Below are 21443 nucleotides of genomic sequence, written 5' to 3'. Positions count from 1 at the left end.
ACCTATCGCGATTTAAATATGGAGCATCGACTGAACATGCAGGACACATCGCATCCACGGCACAAAATTCCTCGACTATAAGCCTCAAATGGATTCGCAAAGTACGAGTGATCATCTCCCATGACGACGCATTATCCACCGCACTCCACGGCGTATGGGTGCATGTATGCTTGCGGCCAGGATGGCGACCGACTACTTGCATGCCGCTATCAACCCAAATCCAACGCAACACGATAACAACTGACACTGGTATCGTCACCGCTATCCCGTCAATGCAAATCTCCGGTGGATACTCAATTGACGCCGTATTATCCGCCTCATCGACAGACGCGATGCAATATCCAATCGCACGCCCAGCTTTCCTCCCTAACCGTATATTCAACGTAAACGCCGGCGTCTACGCCTACGACACAAACGGGAAACAGATCAGTACACAACCGACCTCTCGCATAACTCCGGACGTAACCGATTCTATAGTAAGCAGCATAACGTTCCCAGATATGATAAACCTCGGCACACTAATGGAAGGGCACAACAATGCTGGGACCGCCATCGAACCCGCCTACGTTTCCCCACCCCCCATCGTATTCGCGACGAACAACATTGCTGGTGCTTCGCTAACGGTGAATGGCAAAGTAAACCAACCAGGAACGCAACACAGGCCCCCACTCACTATGGGGATGTTTGTGGAGTCAGGCTCCAAACCTGGAAAATACTCAATGAATGTGGTCGCCACCTCGACATGTCCGTAAATACCATGCAGATAACATGAAAAAAACCGTCAGAGAATTGATGGAGGTTAGTGTCGTACACCCACTGGATCGTTCAGCCGAATGGTGGACCGCTTTTATGCCCCATCTATTCTTCTACAGGTTTCCACGGTTCATGTTCACCGTAGCGATTTATTGCCGCAGCTTTCTGTTCCGTCGCTTCCCCCAGGTCCGCCTGATAGACGTTGTCATCCTGGCTGACAATAAAGCTCATCACGCCTGTTTCACCCCAGCTCGCAGGCCAGGCGAGCAGGGCGAAGCCTTTCTCGCTATCGCTGGGAATAATGCGGAAATGATAACCGTGGTATCCCTCGCCCGGCATAGCGGGACTGAAGGCAGGCCCTAACGGACTGGGCGCTTCTCCTGGAGTCGCAGGCCAGTAGAGGCCATCTTTCTTGCCATCACTGCTGATAATCTTCTGCGCCCAGGCGTGATTTAACTGATAGAAATCCTGTTGGGCATCAACATAAGCATGCATCGCCTGAATCGCTGAGAGCTCATTGCGGCCAATAGCGCGGGTGACAATTTCATCTTCTGCGGCAGCCATATCAAAATGCCAGCCATCATCGCCCTTGATGATGGGAATGGGCAGTCGCCACTCTTCCTGGCCGACGTCCAGCCACGCGCTATTGTCCTGGCGAACAACGTTATGTTTGACTTGCCAGTCACGCTGAAAACGGTCTACCGCATCAGGCGCAATGCCGTCCGGCGGTAAGAACTGCTGCCAGTTATCACCGAGCAGCGTATCCAGCGCAGATTCATCATGCTGATTGATTGCCTCAGCCAGCGCGTTTGCAGCTTGTTCAGGCGTGGAGAATTGTTGCTGTGCCAGAGCCATCATCGGTGCCATGACCAGCGCCAGCAGCGTCATTTGTAGGTGCTTTTTCATCTTCTTATCCTCAGCGGCGACGCAATTCACGATGTTCGGAAAGATGTTCTCTGGCCGCGCTGCGCTGCTCGCTGTTTAAACCTGAGATATGACGACTCTGTTGCCCTCGCTCTTGTTGAGATTGCCAGGAGGGGGAGCGGCTGTCGTTACCGCTTAGCGCATTGGCATGCAGATTACCGAGCTTCTGCTGACGCTGTTCAGGCGTTGCAGACTGGAACTGTTCACGGCGCTGTTGTTGCTGCGCAGTGGGGTGCTGAACCTGCGCTTTCACCGTCTCCCGATGCTGCTGTTGGGCTGTCGGGTGTTGAAGCTGGTTTTTGGCTGCTTCCCGACGCTGCTGCGTGGCGCTATTTTTTACCGCAGGCGTATTGTCATAGCCACGATAGTTATTACGCTGGGTGACCTGGTGTAGCTGCTGTGAGGCGGCCTGGCGCTGCGCGTCACGGGAAGGGGAGTGCGTTGCCAGATTACTCGCCGTTGCCGTGGTACCAGTGCGCTGCTGCAACTGGGTCATTGCCGCCTGACGCTGCTCATTACGATCGACCGGTGGATGCTGGGTGGCGCTAAGCCCGCCTGGAACACTGGTCTGATGGAAATGCTGCGTGACGTTGTTATTCGGGTAAGGAATATTGCCGCGATAGGCTGGGTTATGCTGCCAGTTGGCATTATTGCCCGGCAAGTTTTGTCCCGTTATGTGATTGAAGTTGTTTACATTGATGTTGATGTTATCACCGTTATGCGAGTAGCCGTCATGGTGGTCATCATCGTGATGGTGATAGTCATCATCATGGTGGTGATCGTCATCATCCCAATCGATGTTGCTGAATAACGCGTACGTTGTGGCGACGCCAAGGCTATAACCAAAACCTTTGACGAAGCTATCGGCGAACTGCTCCCCCGGAGGCGGCGGTAAATAGACCGGTGGATAGGCGGTGTTGGCCCAGGTACCGTAAACGACGGCTGGATTGTAGTTGGGAACATAGACAACCTGCGGATCGGTGGATTCTATTTTGATGACCGTCGGAGCCGGTGGAGCTGTCGAAACGACCGTTACCCCATTCTTGGTTTGGGCGCGCGGTGGTGGGACATTTTTCACGCTGGTACTGACTTTCTGCTGCGGTGTCGATTTCAACGTTCCGGTTTGCTGGGCGATAGCGCGCAAGCGCTGTACCGAATCCATCACATCCTGCGGTTGGGCGAGAAACGCGTTACCCAGATTCTCCACCCACGGCGGGTTTTCTCCCATTAACGCTAACAGCGATGGGAAGGCGACCAGCGATTTTACGCTGGGATCCCAGGGTTGATTGGCCACCGCCTGTACCGCCGGATCGCCTTTCATGGTGGGATTATCCTGCGACCACTGCACCGCCTGTATTACGTTGCTTGGGTAGGTGGAGGCCATCAGCACCTGTGACAATAGGTTGTCCGGATACAGCGCGATTGGCGCCACCCACTGATCGATCTGCGCTGGGGTATAAGTGGTCGTCACTGGTTGAGCAGCGGCTGGCACAGGCGCGGCCTGCGCCACGACCGAAGGTTCGGGAACGGATTGTGGTTCCCGGCTTTTAATATAGAGCGTACCCGCGGCGGCTAATAACCCGGCGCTGCAAAGCAGTGCGAGCACATGGGGTTTGAAAGGCAGCGTCATGATGACTCCTGGCACAGAAGTTGGCCCGTTTCGACATAGTATTGTCGAAATACGGGGGATTGCCTGAGTATAAAGAGACCCTATTTGCGTTTTTGATTTTTGTTGGGATTTTGGTCAGCGATGTGTAACAGAATTAATTTTATATTCCAGTAAACTGACAGAAAACCTGCAATATTCTGCCCTTAACGATTCAGCTAATTTTTAATGTTGCTTTTTTGTAAACAGATTAACACCTCCCTAAAATCCTGCTATGCTGCCGACGCGGTATCGGGCATTTACCCTACAAACTGCTGTCTCACAGGAGCGTGAAGAGATCGCCGACCGCATATGACAATGAGAGCGAGGAGATACCGTCGTGCTAAAAGAATATCGTGAGCACGTAGCTGAGCGTGCCGCCGAAGGGATTGTTGCAAAACCCTTAGATGCAACCCAAATGGCCGGCCTGGTTGAGCTGCTGAAGAATCCGCCTGCTGGCGAAGAAGAATTCCTGTTAGATCTGTTAATTAACCGCGTACCGCCGGGCGTCGACGAAGCCGCCTATGTTAAAGCCGGATTCCTTGCCGCAATCGCCAAAGGCGAAGCGACTTCCCCGCTGGTGACCCCTGAAAAAGCCATCGAACTGCTGGGCACCATGCAGGGCGGTTACAACATTCATCCGCTGATTGATGCGCTGGACGACGCAAAACTTGCGCCGATTGCCGCGAAAGCACTGTCCCATACCCTGCTGATGTTCGATAACTTCTACGACGTAGAAGAGAAAGCCAAAGCAGGCAATGAATATGCCAGACAGGTGATGCAATCCTGGGCTGACGCCGAGTGGTTCCTGAACCGTCCGCAGCTGGCGGACAAAATCACCGTCACCGTTTTTAAAGTCACCGGTGAAACCAATACCGATGACCTGTCTCCGGCCCCTGATGCCTGGTCCCGCCCGGATATCCCGCTGCACGCTCTGGCGATGCTGAAAAACGCCCGTGAAGGAATCGACCCGGATCAGCCTGGCGTTGTTGGCCCGATCAAACAGATCGAAGCGTTGCAGCAGAAAGGTTTTCCGCTGGCCTACGTTGGCGATGTGGTGGGGACCGGTTCATCACGTAAATCGGCCACTAACTCGGTGCTGTGGTTCATGGGCGATGACATCCCGAACGTGCCGAACAAGCGCGGCGGCGGTCTGTGCCTCGGGGGTAAAATTGCCCCTATCTTCTTCAACACCATGGAAGATGCGGGCGCGCTGCCGATTGAAGTGGACGTCAACAAACTGAACATGGGTGACGTGATTGACGTTTATCCGTTCAAAGGTGAAGTGCGCAACCACGAAACCAACGAACTGCTGGCTAACTTCGAACTGAAAACCGACGTTCTGGTCGACGAAGTGCGTGCCGGTGGCCGTATTCCGCTGATTATCGGTCGCGGCCTGACCACCAAAGCGCGTGAAGCGCTGGGTCTGCCGCACAGCGACGTTTTTCGTCAGGCGAAAGACGTGGCGGAAAGTAGCCGTGGTTACTCCCTGGCGCAGAAAATGGTGGGTCGCGCCTGCGGCGTGGCCGGTATTCGTCCGGGTGCTTACTGCGAGCCGAAGATGACTTCCGTCGGCTCTCAGGACACCACCGGTCCAATGACCCGTGATGAACTGAAAGACCTGGCGTGCCTGGGCTTCTCATCTGACCTGGTGATGCAGTCCTTCTGCCACACGGCGGCGTATCCGAAGCCGGTTGACGTCACCACACACCATACGCTGCCGGACTTCATTATGAACCGTGGCGGCGTCTCACTGCGTCCGGGCGATGGCGTTATCCACTCCTGGCTGAACCGTATGCTGCTGCCGGATACCGTCGGTACCGGCGGTGACTCCCATACCCGTTTCCCAATCGGTATCTCCTTCCCGGCGGGCTCGGGTCTGGTGGCGTTTGCTGCCGCGACCGGCGTGATGCCGCTGGATATGCCGGAATCCGTTTTAGTTCGTTTCAAAGGCAAGATGCAGCCGGGTATCACCCTGCGCGATCTGGTGCACGCGATCCCGCTGTATGCGATCCGTCAGGGCCTGCTGACCGTTGAGAAGAAAGGCAAGAAAAACATCTTCTCCGGCCGCATCCTGGAAATCGAAGGTCTGCCGGATCTGAAAGTCGAGCAGGCGTTTGAACTGACCGATGCTTCCGCCGAACGTTCTGCTGCCGGTTGTACCATCAAACTGAACAAAGAGCCGATCGTTGAGTACCTGACCTCCAACATCGTCCTGCTGAAGTGGATGATCGCAGAAGGCTACGGCGATCGCCGGACGCTGGAACGTCGCGTGCAGGGTATGGAAAAATGGCTGGCGGAACCTGAATTACTGGAAGGTGATGCGGATGCCGAATATGCCGCGGTGATCGACATCGATCTGGCTGACATTAAAGAGCCCATCCTGTGTGCGCCGAACGATCCGGACGATGCGCGTCTGCTGTCTGACGTGCAGGGCGAGAAGATCGACGAAGTGTTTATCGGTTCCTGCATGACCAACATCGGCCACTTCCGTGCTGCCGGTAAGCTGCTGGACAGCCACAAAGGGCAGCTGCCAACCCGCCTGTGGGTGGCGCCGCCAACCCGTATGGACGCAGCGCAGCTGACCGAAGAAGGCTACTACAGCGTGTTTGGTAAGAGCGGTGCGCGTATTGAAATCCCGGGTTGTTCCCTGTGTATGGGTAACCAGGCGCGCGTAGCGGACGGTGCGACGGTGGTTTCGACCTCAACCCGTAACTTCCCGAACCGTTTAGGCACCGGGGCGAACGTCTTCCTGGCTTCTGCGGAGCTGGCGGCAGTCGCGGCGCTTATCGGTAAGCTGCCGACGCCGGACGAGTACCAGACCTATGTTGCGCAGGTAGAGAAGACGGCGGCAGACACCTACCGCTATCTGAACTTCGATCAGCTGGGTCAGTACACGGAAAAAGCTGACGGCGTGATTTTCCAGACCGCGGTGTAATGCGATAAGTCTATTTCGTACATAAACCCTTCAATGCCCGGTGAACTTTACATCACCGGGCATTTTTATTTCCAATCCCTCCGCTCGCTACGCTTTTTTTCTCTCTTACTGCTGCGATAATTACCCTATGGGTACAGTGCAGCGGTGACGCATTGCCCTTGCAGAGGAAAAGACTATGGATTACGAATTTCTGCGCGATATTACCGGAGTGGTAAAGGTGCGAATGTCGATGGACCATGAAGTGATAGGCCACTGGTTCAATGAAGAGGTTAAAGATAACCTCGCCCTGCTGGATGAAGTGGAGCAGGCCGCACGCACCGTCAAAGGCAGTGAACGATCCTGGCAACGTACTGGTCATGAATACACATTATGGCTGGATGGTGAAGAAGTGATGATCCGCGCTAATCAGCTGGATTTTTCTGGCGATGAGATGGAGGAGGGGATGAGCTATTATGACGAAGAAAGCCTCTCTCTGTGCGGCGTTGAGGATTTTTTACAGGTCGTTGCCGCATACCGTGAGTTCATGCAGCAGCGTTGATGACCGCCTCCCAATCGGGAGGCGGTTTTCGTTTAGTGGGTGAAGGTAAGATGAAACAACCTGGCGGTCAGTTTCTCCGGTAGTGAAATCATCAATTCATGTTTGTTGAATTCAGGCAGACAGAGCGCTTTGGCAAAGCGCGGGTAAACGCAGCTGGCTTGTGAGACGTCATCAAGCGGCAGCGTGATTGAGCCCTGTTCACTTTCCATTCGCCAGACCGCCAGCCAGGCTTCATTTTCGTTACGCAGGCCGAATGCCAGCCATGGTGAAGCGAAAGAGGGCATTCCTAGCGGCCAAAAAGGCTCCAGGTGGGGGATTTGCTGGCGAAACGATTTATACAGTGCGATCCCTTCCTGAACCAATGTGAAACGCTCTTCGCTCAGTTCCGCCAGATGCCCGCTTTGATGAACCCGCAGCAGCATGCTGTTAACCATGTTCATCACCACTTCTTCACGATCGCCTTCACGTAAGGGATAAGACCAAATGGCGGCCTGTTCAGGCGTGACCGCAGAGGCTGCCGCGGCGGCGATAGATGCCACTAAGCGGTAATCAGTCTGATCGGTTACGGATTGAATGCTGTGCTGCTGCAAAAGCGCGTAATCCATGCGCAATCCGCCGCTGCCGCAGTTTTCAATCACCAGTTGCGGGTAGCGAGCCATGGTGTTTTTCAGCCAGCTAAGATAAGCCCTATTGTGCTGTAGCAGTCCGTCGCCGGGGCTATCGGCGGCGTAGTCGGTCCCGCTGCCCGCATTGATGTTGTAATCCATTTTGATATAGCTGATTCCATACTCCTCAACCAGGCGGGAAATAACCCGGTCGGCATGCTCCAGAACTAAAGGGTGGCGAAAATCCAGCTGATAGCGCTGGTGGTCAATGACCCGTTTGCCGTGGCGCAGGAAAAAACACTCATCAGGTAAGGATTGCGCCAGCGGACAGGCAATTCCCATCACTTCCAGTTCCAGCCACAATCCTGATTTCATACCTTTGGCTATAATATAATCGAGCGGTTCGCGGATCCCTCCAGGGAAGCGCGTTGGTGCGGGGAGCCATTCGCCGACACCATCCCACCATTCACCGTCAGAGTACCAGCCGCAGTCGATACAAAAGTATTCACATCCCGCCTTCGCGGCGGCATCAATCAACGGCAGCAGTTTCGCGGTAGTCGGATCGCCGGACAGACAGTTCATATAGTCATTGAATATCACCGGGAGCCGCTGGTTATCCGCCGACGGGCGCACTATTTTTCGCCGATAACGAGTGATTTCCTGTAGTGCTTCTTGTAACCCCCCCTGGACCAGTGCAACGGCGACCGGCACGGAAGTGAAGGTTTCCCCCGGCGCAAGATTTTTCCACCAGTGGCTTTCATTCTCGGTTGGTCCGCTGACCTGCAAGTAGAGTCGATCGCGGAAATCGCCGATTTCCCACTGCCATGAGCCGCTATGTTCAATCTGCCACAGTAGCGTGGTGCCTGCTGAGGTATCCTCAAAAGCGGCGCAGGGTAAATAACCGATGCTGGACCAGGTGCCGGTGTTTTCTATCGAGAGACGATCGAGTGAAAAATGGTTTACCTTATCCAACCCGAGTTCCGGGAGCGTGCGGCTCTTCCATTGAGCTTCGCCATACCAGTTATTGTGCGGTAAGTGCAGAAGCGTGGTTTTTTCCCACGGCTTGCTATCAATGGCAAACAGCGTTAAGGAGCTGATATATTCCAGGCCGATGTGTTCCGGGGAGTCATTGCGTACATCGCTCCAGACTCGCACCGAGTGCGTGTCGCGAAAATGCTGAAGATGCCAGCAGACGCCGATCGCTTCACCGCTAAGGCTGATTTCAAGCTTCTTGCCCAGCTTATTTTCGCTAAAACGATGGGACTGGTAGCGTAACGATGAACCCGGTTCGCTGCCGGTATGCTTCCGGGCATGATGATCGTTTTGGTTGTAGCCGCTGGCATGTACCTGTACCAGCGGAAACTCCCCGTGTGCTGCAGAATCCGAGGTTGTTGAAAACCGGCTAATATAAATTTGCTGTTTTTCATTAAGCGAAAAAGAAATATGCAAATTATCTTCAGTAAATTCTATAAAATTCATGTCCGATACTCCCTTTTATCATCGGCCAATGTTGCGTAATTTTTTTCCTGCCATTAGGTTCTGTTCGATTTTTTCCAGTGAAATATTTTTGGTTTCAGGAACAAAGAAATAAATAATGATAATGGCTGTGAGATTTAATAAAGCGTATAAGTAGAACGTATGAGCGCTACCTAATGTATTGAGTAGCGACAGGAAGGTCGCACTGACAATCATCCCGGCGATATGGCAGGTAAACGTGGAGCAGGTAATACCAAATTCGCGCCCTTTTAATGGCTGAATTTCGGAGCACAATAGCCAGATTAACGGGCCTGCTGACATAGAAAAACCGACGATAAACAGCAGTAACATGGTGACGGTAACGCCTTTCTCCAGAGTCGATAACGCGTCACCACCCAGTAGTGAACCAACCACGCTCATCGCAATACCCATGGTGATAAAACCAATATACAGCATAGGCTTACGTCCCCAACGGTCGACAAAGCCGACGGCGATAAAGGTAGCGATAGTCATCACCAGGCCAACGATTACCGTTCCCCACATTTGGTCTGCCGTGGAGCTAAAGCCAATTTCATGGAAGATGCGTGGCGCGTAGTACATCATCACATTGACGCCGGAGAACTGTTGCATGATTTGCAGGACGACCCCTAATCCGACGCTACGGCGAAAGTGTTTATTTTCTTTAAATAAATGCCAGCCGTGTTGTTTAACTTTAAGCTGTTCTTTAATTTCCTGCAGTTCGCTTTCAACCTCTTCGCGGCTGTTGCGCAGGCGTAGCAATACGACTCTGGCATCCTCTTCTCTGCCATGCATCATCAGCCAGCGTGGGCTGCGAGGCAGGAACAAAGCGCCAAAAAGGAAAATCAGTGATGGGATAGCCACAACCAACAGCATTCCACGCCAGTTGCCGCTATAGCTAAACGCAGTATTGGTCAGAAAGACAATTAAAATTCCGAGAGCAATCATTAACTGATAAGCGGAAATCATCGCACCACGGATATTTTTTGGCGTAATTTCAGAAAGATACAGAGGCGTTGCGTAAGATGCGACTCCGAGTCCTACGCCGAGAATCAGGCGCCCGGCGATTAACATATCCGCGCTGACGGCACAGGTGCAAATAATGGCACCGATACAGAATGAGCCAGCAGCAATTAACAGGGCATATTTACGTCCTAACCGATAGGCCAGAAAACCGCTGCACAGGGTTGCTGCTGCGGCACCGACCATCATTGAACTGACGATCCATTCTTGTTGGTTATCAAGCAGATGATATTCTTTGGCGATAAGCGGGAGCGCGCCGGAGATGACGCCAATATCCAGGCCAAATAACAAACCGGCGAGGGCCGCCAGCAGACAAATCCAGATCACCTGCGGCCGTGTTTTATTGACGGATGCCGCAGCAGGAAGCGGGCTATCTAATTGCATAGGGTTTACCTTTGTTAGTTTTGTTTATACCCGTCATACTTCAAGCCGCATCTTTGTTGGCTGCCTGCGCTTACCCCGGTCACGTACTATTTGTACGTTCCCAGGGATGCGCTTAGTTGCCGCCGTGATGCAACTCGAATTATTTAGGCTATAGAGATATATAATAAAAATACTTAATCGATTTCGTATTATTTTATGCTAGATCTGAAAAATATCGATGGCAATGGTTTTGTCTGCGTAAATGTGATCTCTGCAACATTATTATGTCGTGTTAAAACGCTTTTTTATTGTCATCGGAAAATTAATGGTTTAGATTGGCAAGAATATCCTTGTCCGAAGCAATTTAGTCCATAAAGAAAAATGAATATTAAAGAACTGGCTGAGTTTCTGAATCTTTCGACAGCGACGGTCTCGAAAGCGTTGAATAACAAAAGCGATATCAGTAGCCATACGCGTAAAAAGGTCCTTGAGGCAGCGGAAAAACTGGGGTATCGGCCAAACGCTTCCGCTCGCTATCTGCGTAGCGGTAAAGTCGGTGTCGTGGCGTTGCTGCTGCCTGCCGCCGATGGTGGAAATATTCATACCGCATCTTTCTTTATGCGTATTGCCAGAGGATTACAATGCAGTCTTAAAGAGAGCGGTATTGACCCGGTTATCCACATCACCACGGACCGGCAGGGCGAGCACCTGCTGTTGCAAAAAATCATTGAGCAAAACCGTGCTGATGCGGTCATCCTGACGGATACGCGTATTGATGATGAGCGTATTTTGCTGCTGAACGATCTGCGGTTTCCTTTCGTCACGATGGGACAAAGTCGGGTGCTGAACGGTCACTTTAATTGGGTTGATTTTCATCATGAAGAAATGGGGCGTCAGTGCGTCCGCTATGCATTGCGCCAGGGGGCAAAGCGTATTGCTATTGCGACGCTAGGCGCTGACAGCATGCACGGGCAGCAGTTTCTTGATGGGTGCTTACAGGAGTTACATCTGCAGGGTCAACAACCTGATGATGGACTGATCTTTTTTGGCGCGGTGACCGAGCAGTCTGGTGAAGAGGCTGCCAGACAGTTTATGCGTCAGGCTGAAAAACCGGATTTTATTATCTTCATCAACGATTTTCTTCTGATGGGGGCCAGCCATTATCTGGCGGCATTGCCTGATTGTGGGCTGACAGATAAATCAATGCTGTGCGCTGCGGCGAGCAGTGATTTCTCGGGAAAGCTGTCATCGACAACCTGCATGTTTACCGTCGATCATGAAGAGATCGGCCGTCAACTTGGCGAGGCGGTGCTGCGTGTCACTGAGGGAAATAAAGAAACAAGGGCGGTTTTGTTAGACCTGCAGGTTAATATTTGATAAGCGGAGCTTCCCTGCTCCGTCAGAGATTTATACCGTCGGAATATTTCTGGCGTAGTAAATTTCGCGCATTTCTTTCCAAAGCTGGTCGGTAATGACCTTGCGCTCTTCTTCTGTTAAATCTTCCGGTTTAGTGTGGAACATATAGTGTTTAAGGTCGAATTCCTTAAGCAACATCTTGGTGTGGAAGATATTTTCCTGATAAACGTTCACGTCCACCATGTCATACAGGGACTTAATATCGTCAGACATGAAATTCTGAATGGAGTTGATTTCATGATCGATGAAATGCTTCATGCCGTTCACATCGCGGGTAAAACCACGAACCCGATAATCGATGGTGACGATGTCTGATTCAAGCTGATGAATCAGATAATTCAGGGCCTTTAGCGGCGAGATGACCCCACAGGTGGAGACTTCAATATCGGCACGGAAGGTACACAATCCACCTTCAGGGTGGCTTTCCGGGTAGGTATGAACGCAAATATGGCTTTTATCGAGGTGCGCGACAACGGTTTCCGGCAGCGGGCCCGGGTGTTCGGTTTGATCGATAAGCTGCGGATCAATCGGCTCTTCGCTGACCAGTATCGTTACGCTTGCGCCCTGAGGCTCATAATCCTGACGCGCGATGTTAAGAATATTTGCGCCGATAATGGAACAGGTTTCTGACAAAATTTCAGTCAGACGGTTGGCATTATAGAGTTCGTCGATATAGGCGATGTAACCATCACGCTCCTCTGCCGTTTTCGCGTAGCAGATATCATAAATGCAAAAACTCAGGCTCTTGGTCAAGTTGTTAAAGCCGTGCAGCTTCAATTTTTTCAATTTAGATCACCCCCTTACTTAACGGTGGACAGCGCATCCTGTAGATATTGCGGTAAAGCAAATGCCGCCGCATGAATTGCCGGATTGTAATAACGGCACTTCAGATTCAATTTATGAAAGCGCGCCTGGATGATTTCACTGGAGAGGTGGCGCAGGGCTTCGTTATCCGTGGCCCATGCGAAGGTCATAATGCCGCCGTAATAGGTTGGAATCGCTGCCTGGTAGAAGCTCACATCGCTAAAGTAATGGCTGAGCTTGCGGTGGCTACTGATAGCTTCATCTTGCTGTAAGAAGCAGACGCCGTTCTGAGCAACGAAGATCCCACCAGGGTTCAGGCAACGCTTACAGCCTTCATAAAATGCGGAGGTGAATAAGCTCTCACCAGGACCAATAGGATCGGTGCAATCGGAGATAATAACGTCAAACGTTTGCGTCGTCTGATTAACAAAATTGACGCCATCATCAATAACCAGTGTAAAACGCGGATCGTCATATGCGCCTGCGTTGTGGTTAGGGAGATATTGACGACAGAATGAAACGACTCCAGCATCGATTTCCACCATGGTGATGGTTTTGATATTGCGATGACGGGAGACCTCACGCAGCATGGCGCCGTCGCCGCCGCCAATAATCAGCACATGTTCCGCCTGGCCGTGGGCCATCAGAGGAACATGGGTCATCATTTCATGATAGATAAATTCATCGCGTTCAGTGGTTTGCACCACGCCATCCAGTGCCATCACGCGGCCAAAGGCGGCGTTTTCGAAAATGATCAAATCCTGATGATCGGTTTTTTCATGATACAGCACGTTATCAACGCTGAAATACTGACCAAAATGGTCGTGCAACGTTTCATGCCACAGATTGTTATCGGCCACAGGCAGATCCTCCTTTGTTAACATCTGTTACACCCATAAAAAATGAGCGCAACATCATAGCCAACTATACATGAGGATGCACGATGGATGTTTCAGCAGATGAAGTATGACGTATGTTGCCATTCAGAAAATGGGGGAAACGCCTCCTCTAACAGGAGGCGTCGGGATCAGGGTTTTTTAGCCTGGGGTTCCGCCGCAGTAGCATCAACGATTCTGAGCGAATAAATCATAGTCGCTCCCGGTGGGATTTTGGGTGGCCTGCCTTCACTACCGTAAGCCAGGTCTGGAGGGATCACTACCGTAATCGAACCATGATTTCCCAGGCGCTTTATGGGGCCGAGGAATATGGGAGGATAGGATTTTAGCGTCTGGGACCAGACTTTGCCTTCCGCTTCCATATCGTTAATGACGGTTCCGTCGGTGAGCGTTTCCTTGATAGTTACGGTGACGGTATCGCTGTCGAGAATCCTGCCTTCGCCAGCATAATCAATCCGACTGTAGACGCCATCTTTGAATACAACGCCTTTTTGTTTAGCGAACTTCTGCTGATATTTTTTCCCGTCACTCACGGTTTGTTGTTCGATCTTATTCAGATTTTGAAAGACTTTTTTAGAAACATCGAACAAAGCTTTATTGCGGATTTTCTCATCAATGGCAATTTTTCCTGAAAATGTATCCAGAATCCCTTGTAGTACGGTGTCTTTGTCGACATTTATGCCTTGAGTATTTCGGGTAGACAAAACCTTGAGCGCTTCATCACCCATTGATACACCGATAGAGTAAGCCTGCTGCTGGGGCTCTTTAGCAAGATCGATAGTCGTAGATTTCTTATCCGGTTTATTCTCAGCATCAGCCAGCCTGCTCTTTAGCTGGTTAATTTCATCTAAGCTGGTTTGCAGTAGGGCTTTATCTTTTTCAGCCTGAAGGCGAGAAGAGTCCTCGTCACGAATTGACTGCTGTTTGCTGATGGTCAATGAATCCAGTTTTGCCGTGAGCGCCTGTTTTTCTGCTGTACTGGTGGTGAGTTGAGTTGTCATCTCTTTCTGAGCAGTTTCAGAGGTGTCCAGCTTAGTTTTCAGCACCTGCTGTGCTGCATCTGTTACTGCGAGTTTTGTCGTTAGAGCTTGTCTGGCTGTTTCAGCGGCGGCCAGTTTCGCTTTCAGCGCTTGCTGCTCTGCGTCCGCAGCCGCGAGTTTCGTTGTCAAAGCCTGCTGGGATGTCTCTGCCGCAGCCAGTTTTGTTGCGAACGCTTGTTTATCCGGGGCTGAGGTCGCTAATTTCTCTGCAAGTACTTGTCTTTCTTTTGTCTCAGCGGCGAGCTTTGTCATGAGCGCTTGTGTCTCTGATATAGCAGTCGCGAATTTTTTTGCCGTATTTTGCTTTTCTGTTTCTGCAACAGCAAGTTTCTTTACCAGCGCCTGTTTTTCAGTGGTAACTTCAGTCAGCAGAACCTCAAGCTTTTGTTTTGCTGATTCTGCTGAAGTCAGCCTTTGCTCTTGCTGCAGGATTTTATTTTCTGCAGCATCAAGTTTTGATGTGCTCTTTTTTTCTTCAGCGACAACAGAGCGTTCTTTATCTATTAGTTTTTGTTTTTCTGTTACAGCAACAGTTAATTCTTCCTGAAGCTGATTAATTTTATCTGTCAGCTCTTTTTGATTGTCTGGTACAGAGTCAACTGCCGCTGACTTAGCATCAAGTTGCTGCCGGAGTTGGCGGATGGTTTTATCTTTTTGAGAAATTATTGCAGCCTGACGGGAAGCTTCATTGGTTTTCTTGATGTTTTTTTTATTCGTTGTTTTCGTATTATTGTTTTTGTCCTCAGTGGCTTTAACAGACTCATTATTTTTCTGAGTCTGCTGTTCTTTGGCATAGTTCAAAAAAGCAGGACCTGAATCGTCACTATTTGAACTGGCCGTGACGTTTATCAGTGCGTCTTTCTCTGCATATGCATCAGGTGATGATGATAGCGCCAGCACAAGCACTGCTGCCAACGGTATCGCCTTGAAACGCCAGGCCATTATCCTGTTCATGGTTGAACATTTTCGCCACGTTTAACAAGGCTATCTATCAGTTCTTTTTCAATGTCAGCGCACAGCTTGATTGATTTGAACTGATACATCGAATCGATCCCCTGCTTTGTGGGTTCTGCAACTTTACTACGTACAGAGTTATATTGAGACGCGGCGCTAATGAGGGCCGTAAAATCATTACCGAGTTTCGCAGCCTGCTTTGGATTCACTTCTTTCAACGATTCCAGTGCCTGGCGGCAAGCATCTATACGTGCTTGTTCCTCTGCCATTCTCTGCTGTTCCGTTTGTTGTTGGCTTAATGTCGCATCAGGTAATGGTTTCATTAATCTTGAGGACTGTCGGGATTGCGTTGAATTACAGCCAACCAATAAAATTACGGCAAGAGGAGCTATACGGGTAAATAAGGATATGTTCAAAATTTTATTCCATTGGTAATCAGAGGTCATTATCGAGCGATAATAGTGTGCAAAAAAAATATTGCAATAAAGACTCTTGGTTTTTTTAAAAGATGATTATAGTTTTATTAAATGAAAATATTAATGAGTTATTGGTGTGGTGAATAAGTTGAAAGGTAAATTAATTAAGGTTGTTAGATGAATAGTTACTTAAATGAGATATTGTGGCCGTGCGTATTAGCACGGTCACCTATTTTAGAATATGAATTGAGATACTTATTTCACATACGCAAGCAGGCTGAGTGAGTCACGCGCCAGTGCTTTACATTTTTTTGTCGTCGGGATTTTAATTCCACTGAGATCGCGGTAGCTATCTTCGCCCAGCGCTTTCATATTGAAGCTATCGTAATTGCTTAAATCCCACTGGTTTTGCTGAGCAAAGAAGACCAGCGCGCGGCGGATTTGAGTGTTTGGTAAATTTTGATAACCACAGTCATTTTTCAGAAAGACAAATACTGCTGTTAAATCAGCCATATCTTCCGCTTCGGACTCGCTTAATGCATAGCTATTGGCGGATAGAGTAAGCAGGCTGCCAAGCACTATTGTTCTGAAAAGCGTCTTCATTTTCTCTACCATTGAATCACGGACAAACAACGTTAGCATACTTCTTTACACTACGCCGAGCTTTATTCTTACTCTTCTGCTTGACCTTCCCGTTGGTGGAAGGTTTAAGCTCAAATATTCGCCAGCAGAATAAAAAGGATGTGAAAATGCAACGTCGTGAATTTCTCAAATTAACCGCTGCGGTCAGCGTGGCCAGTGCCTTGCCGCTATGGAGTCGCTCGGTTTTTGCTGCCAGTCGTCCAGTATTGCCTATACCGGAGCTGCTGACTGCCGACGCACGTAATCGCATCACCTTAACTATCCAGGCAGGCAAAACACAATTCGGTTCTCACCTGGCTACCACCTGGGGCTATAACGGCAATTTATTGGGGCCCGCGCTACAGCTTAAGCAGGGAGAAACGACAACTGTTGATATCCATAACCGCCTTGCAGAGGAGACTACCGTACACTGGCATGGTCTGGAAGTTTCCGGCGAGGTCGATGGAGGCCCACAGGGAGTGATTGCGCCTGGTGGCTCGCGCACGGTGAGTTTTACTCCCACACAGCGAGCGGCAACCTGCTGGTTCCACCCGCACCAACATGGGAAAACGGGGCGTCAGGTTGCGATGGGACTGGCTGGATTGGTACTGATTTCCGATAAGGAGATCGAAAAGCTGTTGCTGCCAAAGCAGTGGGGAATCGATGATGTACCGGTGATTGTACAGGATAAGAAATTTACCCCAGCGGGAGAGATTGATTATCAGCTCGACATCATGAGTGCAGCCGTTGGCTGGTTTGGCGATACGCTGTTGACTAATGGATCGCTTTACCCCGAGCATGCTGCGCCTCGCGGATGGCTGCGTTTGCGTCTGCTTAACGGCTGCAATGCCCGCTCTTTGAATTTCTCAACCAGTGATAATCGGCCCATGTACGTAGTAGCCAGTGATGGCGGCCTGCTGGCTGAACCTGTGAAACTTAATGAGCTACCGGTGTTAATGGGGGAGCGTTTTGAAGTCCTGGTGGATACGACAGACGGTAAACCTTTTGATCTGATAACGCTGCCGGTGAACCAGATGGGAATGGCAATTACCCCGTTCGACAAGCCGCAGCCGGTATTGCGCGTGCAACCACTGACAATTCAGGCCTCCGGCAAGCTGCCAGATGTTCTGGCCGCGATGCCAGCGCTACCCTCTCTGCAAGGGCTAACCCAACGTACGCTACAGCTCTCTATGGATCCGATGCTTGATATGATGGGCATGCAGGCGCTGATGCAAAAATATGGCGACCAGGCGATGTCCGGAATGGACCATGGGATGATGAATCATGGTGCGATGGGAAATATGAATAATATGAACCACGGTGACATGAGCCAGATGAATCATGGCGGTATGGCGCAAATGAAGCACAGCGATAAAGGCTTTGATTTCCATAATGCTAACCGGATTAATGGAAAAGCATTTGATATGAATGTTCCCATGTTTGCTGCGACAAAAGGGCAATATGAACGGTGGGTTATTTCCGGTAAAGGCGACATGATGCTCCACCCGTTCCATATACACGGTACTCAGTTCCGTATTTTATCGGAAAACGGCAAAGCACCGGTAGCGCATCGTAGCGGCTGGAAAGATACCGTACGGGTAGAGGGCGACGTCAGTGAAGTGCTGGTGAAATTTGACCATGATGCACCGAAAGAGCATGCCTATATGGCGCACTGTCATCTGCTGGAGCATGAAGATACGGGGATGATGCTTGGGTTTACGGTGTAAATGTTATTCCTGAAGCAACCTTAATGACCAGGTCAAAGAGCTTGATTTGAATCATAAAGAAAAGGCCCGATTTCCGGGCCTTCTGTTTTTACTTCGCGTCGTCAGGCAAAGCGTAAGCAACGATATAGTCGCCCATCTTCGTGCCAAACGAACCGTGACCGCCTGCGGAGATGACAACATACTGTTTGCCATTCACTTCATAGGTCATCGGCGTCGCCTGACCACCTGCTGGCAAGCGTGCCTGCCATAGTTTCTCACCGTTGCTCATATTATATGCGCGCAGATAGTTATCCGCAGTTGCACCAATAAACAGCACATTACCCGCTGTGGAAATTGGGCCGCCCAGCATCGGCATACCCATCGTGAACGGCAGCTTAATTGGCATCGGGAACGGCAGGCTATCCTGCGGTGTACCGATGCGTTTTTTCCATACCACTTCGTTGGTTTTCAGATCCAGCGCGGAGATATAGCCCCAGGCTGGCTGTTTGCACGGCAGGCCAAACGGCGACAGGAACGGATTTAGCGTAACGCCGTAAGGGACGCCGTACTGCGGCTGAATACCGGCTTCGGTACCAGAACCTTTGGCGTCCTTCGGCTGCTCCATCGGATTACCGGGGCCGCGAGGGATCAGTTTTGACACAAACGGCAGCGCCATTGGGTTAGCAATTGCTACCTGACGATTTGGATCGACGGAGATGCCGCCCCATTCGAACATCCCTAAGTTGCCTGGGAAGACTAGCGTACCTTGCTCTGATGGCGGTGTGAAAATACCTTCATAGCGCAATTTATGGAAAATAACGCGGCACACCAGTTGGTCGAACATGGTGGCGCCCCACATATCGGCACCGGTCAGATCTTTCTTCGGTCGGAAACTCAGATCGGAGAACGGCTGAGTTTTCGAGACGTAATCACCTTTGGCTGCACCTTGTGGGACCGGTTTTTCTGGCGCCGGGACAACCAGTTCGCCAGTACGACGGTCGAGGACAAAAATGTTGCCGGTTTTCGCCGGGGCGTAGATAACCGGAACGGTTTTGCCGTTAACATCGATATCCGCCAGCGTCGGCTGTGACGGCATATCCATATCCCACAGGTCGTGATGAACGGTCTGATAGCTCCACACCAGTTTCCCGGTTGTCGCATTCAGCGCCACGATGGAACTGGCATAGCGTTCCTGCTCTGGCGTACGGTTGCCGCCCCAGATATCTGGGGTGGTCACGCCCATGGGCAGATAGACCAGGTCCAGCTTCGCGTCGTAGGCAGCTGGCGCCCAGGAGTTTGGTGAATTGAGTGTGAAATGATGTTCATCATTCGGGATAGCATTCGGATCTTTCGCGCCCGGATCGAACGCCCACAGCAGTTTACCGGTATTGACATCAAAACCACGAATAACGCCAGACGGTTCGCGGGTTGAGAAGTTATCAGTGACGGCTCCGGCGATAACGATAGTTGTATCGGTAATAATCGGCGGTGAAGTGGGTTCATACATGCCTGGAGTGGTGACCGGCATATTGGTTTGCAAGTTGAGGATGCCTTTGTTGGCAAAGGATTCACATAGCTTACCGTTGTCGGCGTTGATAGCGAGCAGGCGACCATCGTTGACCGGTAGAATGATACGGCGCGGGCAATCTGCAACCACATCCGCCGGTGCATTATCCGCTTTGGCTTCGTGATAAGAGACACCGCGGCAGGTCACGTGCTGGAAGGACGGATCCGAGTTAAGCTGCGGATCGAAGTGCCATTTCTCTTTACCCGTCGCAGCATCAAGCGCGAACAAACGCTGGTGGGCAGTACACAGATAGAGGGTGTCGCCAACCTTAATCGGCGTCACTTCATTAGTGATTTCACCCGGATCGTTAGGTTGCTTGAGATCGCCAGTGCGGAAGACCCAGGCCTCTTTCAGATCCTTCACGTTGTCAGCATTAATCTGCTTCAGCGGTGAGTAGCGTTGGCCTTCCTGATTACGGCCATATGCTGGCCAGTCGCTGTCAGCAACGGTAGAAATTGGCGCGGTAGGCGCGGCATCGGCGCTCAGCGTGCCGTTGACTTCCTGCGGGTCGTTGAAACCAGCCCAGGTCAGAATACCACCACTGATAAGCAGAGCGATAACCAATCCGGTAACCGCACCACCAGATGGGATCGGCAGACGACGCCAGACAAAAGGCAAAATAAGCCAGATGCCGAAGAAGACCAGGATGTCGCTACGAGGCGTCAGCGCCCAGAAATCGAAACCAACTTCCCATACTCCCCAGATCATAGTGGCAAGCAGCAGCGCGGCATAAAGCCAAAGCGCAGAACGCTTGCCGCGCAAGAGCATGACGGTGACGCCCAGCATCACCAGACCGGCGATAGGGTAGTACCATGAGCCGCCAATCGCGACCAGCCAGGCTCCGCCCACTAAAAGATACAAGCCACAGAACGCTGCAAAAAGAGCTGTCAGCGTCACGAGTAGCCGTGATTGTTGAGATTTTGTTTCTGCCATAGAAAGATACTCGTTTGTTTGTTAATTTTTTAAATGCAATTAATTATAGGATTTAACAAGTGTGATCGGAATCACAAAATTGGCTTTATTAATCCCTGCACCGCAGATTTCTTTTTGCTGGTATACTTTATGGCTTGCCGGTCAACGTCGGTGCAACCGCAGCGGCTTTGATGATTTACATTAAGAATCAAATGGTTAGTTTTATGAAACATACTGTAGAAGTGATGATCCCGGAAACCGAGATCAAAGCCCGTATTGCCGAGTTAGGTCGTCAAATCAACGAACACTACAAAGACAGCGGCAGCGAAATGGTGCTGGTGGGGCTGTTGCGTGGGTCATTTATGTTTATGGCCGACCTGTGCCGTGAGGTTCAGGTGCCGCATGAAGTCGATTTCATGACCGCCTCCAGCTACGGCAGCGGCATGTCCACTACTCGCGATGTCAAAATCCTTAAAGATCTTGATGAAGATATCCGCGGTAAAGATGTACTGATCGTGGAAGACATCATCGATTCCGGCAATACGTTGTCGAAAGTGCGCGAAATTCTGAGCCTGCGCGAACCTAAATCCCTGGCGATTTGTACGCTGCTCGATAAGCCAAGCCGTCGTGAAGTTAACGTCCCGGTTGAGTTTGTTGGTTTTGCGATCCCGGATGAGTTCGTGGTGGGTTACGGCATTGATTACGCTCAGCGCTATCGTCACCTGCCGTATGTTGGCAAAGTGATTTTGCTGGACGAATAAACTTTGGCGATATATCCCGGATAGCGGTGCGGTATAACGCGTCTTATCCGGGATAAAAAGTGAGTGC

16 protein-coding genes are annotated in these 21443 nt (G+C 50.8%); 6 read left to right on the top strand and 10 right to left on the bottom strand.

Going from position 1 to position 21443, the window contains the following annotated elements; all coding sequences use genetic code 11:
• Positions 1-858: 858 nt before the first annotated feature.
• Together HV213_RS23775 and HV213_RS23770 are read right to left on the bottom strand one after the other, a co-directional pair.
• The gene (locus HV213_RS23775; RefSeq protein ID WP_181483557.1) at positions 859-1659 is read right to left on the bottom strand and encodes a DUF2950 family protein; all 801 of its coding nucleotides are present in this window, start codon (positions 1657-1659) and stop codon (positions 859-861) included.
• Between the two features lie 10 nt (positions 1660-1669).
• Positions 1670-3307 carry a DUF3300 domain-containing protein gene (locus HV213_RS23770; RefSeq protein WP_181483556.1) on the bottom strand — a complete coding sequence of 546 codons (1638 nt, stop codon included), beginning with the start codon at positions 3305-3307 and terminating at the stop codon, positions 1670-1672.
• Positions 3308-3662: 355 nt separating this feature from the next.
• Between HV213_RS23770 and acnB the strand changes: the two genes are divergently transcribed.
• Positions 3663-6260 (top strand): bifunctional aconitate hydratase 2/2-methylisocitrate dehydratase, encoded by a 2598-nt coding sequence (gene acnB / locus HV213_RS23765; RefSeq protein WP_181483555.1) that lies wholly within the window; start codon positions 3663-3665, stop codon positions 6258-6260.
• Between the two features lie 175 nt (positions 6261-6435).
• The gene (yacL, locus tag HV213_RS23760; protein ID WP_110272529.1) at positions 6436-6798 is read left to right on the top strand and encodes a protein YacL; all 363 of its coding nucleotides are present in this window, start codon (positions 6436-6438) and stop codon (positions 6796-6798) included.
• Between the two features lie 32 nt (positions 6799-6830).
• Here yacL and HV213_RS23755 read toward each other — a convergent pair whose 3' ends face one another.
• Positions 6831-8882, bottom strand: coding sequence for a glycoside hydrolase family 36 protein (locus HV213_RS23755; RefSeq protein WP_181483554.1), 2052 nt, complete (start codon positions 8880-8882; stop codon positions 6831-6833).
• 18 nt (positions 8883-8900) lie between these two features.
• On the bottom strand, positions 8901-10304 hold the full coding sequence (locus HV213_RS23750; protein ID WP_181483553.1) for a sugar porter family MFS transporter: 1404 nt from the start codon (positions 10302-10304) through the stop codon (positions 8901-8903).
• A gap of 360 nt (positions 10305-10664) precedes the next feature.
• Between HV213_RS23750 and HV213_RS23745 the strand changes: the two genes are divergently transcribed.
• Positions 10665-11660 carry a LacI family DNA-binding transcriptional regulator gene (locus HV213_RS23745; RefSeq protein WP_181483552.1) on the top strand — a complete coding sequence of 332 codons (996 nt, stop codon included), beginning with the start codon at positions 10665-10667 and terminating at the stop codon, positions 11658-11660.
• 30 nt (positions 11661-11690) lie between these two features.
• Here HV213_RS23745 and speD read toward each other — a convergent pair whose 3' ends face one another.
• The 5 genes from speD to HV213_RS23720 form a co-directional block, all read right to left on the bottom strand.
• Positions 11691-12485, bottom strand: coding sequence for an adenosylmethionine decarboxylase (gene speD, locus HV213_RS23740; RefSeq protein ID WP_181483551.1), 795 nt, complete (start codon positions 12483-12485; stop codon positions 11691-11693).
• Between the two features lie 14 nt (positions 12486-12499).
• Positions 12500-13363 (bottom strand): polyamine aminopropyltransferase, encoded by an 864-nt coding sequence (gene speE / locus HV213_RS23735; RefSeq protein ID WP_181483550.1) that lies wholly within the window; start codon positions 13361-13363, stop codon positions 12500-12502.
• 167 nt (positions 13364-13530) lie between these two features.
• Entirely contained in the window at positions 13531-15381 is a 1851-nt protein-coding gene (locus HV213_RS23730) for an FKBP-type peptidyl-prolyl cis-trans isomerase N-terminal domain-containing protein (RefSeq protein ID WP_228288572.1), read from the bottom strand.
• 8 nt (positions 15382-15389) lie between these two features.
• Positions 15390-15809 (bottom strand): permease, encoded by a 420-nt coding sequence (locus tag HV213_RS23725; protein ID WP_228288571.1) that lies wholly within the window; start codon positions 15807-15809, stop codon positions 15390-15392.
• Positions 15810-16064: 255 nt separating this feature from the next.
• Positions 16065-16412 carry a YacC family pilotin-like protein gene (locus HV213_RS23720; protein ID WP_004872121.1) on the bottom strand — a complete coding sequence of 116 codons (348 nt, stop codon included), beginning with the start codon at positions 16410-16412 and terminating at the stop codon, positions 16065-16067.
• A gap of 146 nt (positions 16413-16558) precedes the next feature.
• On the opposite strand from HV213_RS23720, the gene cueO reads away from it, so the two are divergent.
• A complete protein-coding gene (gene cueO, locus HV213_RS23715) occupies positions 16559-18157 on the top strand; it encodes a multicopper oxidase CueO (protein WP_181483547.1) in 1599 nt (532 codons plus the stop codon).
• Positions 18158-18245: 88 nt separating this feature from the next.
• On the opposite strand, the gene HV213_RS23710 is transcribed toward cueO, so the two are convergent.
• Positions 18246-20636 carry a glucose/quinate/shikimate family membrane-bound PQQ-dependent dehydrogenase gene (locus tag HV213_RS23710; protein WP_181483546.1) on the bottom strand — a complete coding sequence of 797 codons (2391 nt, stop codon included), beginning with the start codon at positions 20634-20636 and terminating at the stop codon, positions 18246-18248.
• A gap of 79 nt (positions 20637-20715) precedes the next feature.
• Here HV213_RS23710 and HV213_RS23705 point away from each other — a divergent pair, with 79 nt between their 5' ends.
• A complete protein-coding gene (locus tag HV213_RS23705; RefSeq protein WP_181486492.1) occupies positions 20716-20820 on the top strand; it encodes a hypothetical protein in 105 nt (34 codons plus the stop codon).
• Positions 20821-20839: 19 nt separating this feature from the next.
• Positions 20840-21376 (top strand): hypoxanthine phosphoribosyltransferase, encoded by a 537-nt coding sequence (gene hpt, locus HV213_RS23700; RefSeq protein WP_110272777.1) that lies wholly within the window; start codon positions 20840-20842, stop codon positions 21374-21376.
• Positions 21377-21443 lie beyond the last annotated feature (67 nt).

It is taken from the genome of Klebsiella sp. RHBSTW-00484 (genome assembly GCF_013705725.1).
Classification (GTDB): Bacteria; Pseudomonadota; Gammaproteobacteria; order Enterobacterales; family Enterobacteriaceae; genus Klebsiella.
Note: the sequence above shows the minus strand (reverse complement) of the source record. Positions and strands in the feature narration are given on the sequence as shown.